The 318-nt window shown below is 58.2% G+C and carries 1 protein-coding gene; it reads right to left on the bottom strand.

What is annotated here, in order from left to right:
- On the bottom strand, nt 1-318 hold a 318-nt coding region (locus AC1RPG_RS08605; RefSeq protein ID WP_481762571.1), incomplete at both ends, for a hypothetical protein.

Here is a 318-nt window from a genome sequence, read left to right on the forward strand (position 1 = left end):
GATTGGGGTGTACCGGATGTGGCGCGTGCGCTCCCCAATTTGCTAGGTCCCAACGTGGTCCACGGTAGGAGGGCGGCTGCACCCAGACTTTCCATGCGCCGGGCTCCACATCCAGATCGTGCTGGGCCAGCAGCGCCGCACTCAACTTCCGGGCCAAGCGCTGTGCTGTGGGTCCTGTGCCATCACGTACACGTCTCTTTTTGGGCATCGCCTGTTTCCCAAAAGAACGGGTCAGCAGATCATCAATCCATTTGGTGTCTGGTACTATGAGCTTCTTATGGCAATCCCAGTGCCAGAACTCATCTAGACGTTCGCGAC

The sequence above is a fragment of the Dellaglioa sp. CoH-57-MRSF-18 genome (genome assembly GCF_056781995.1).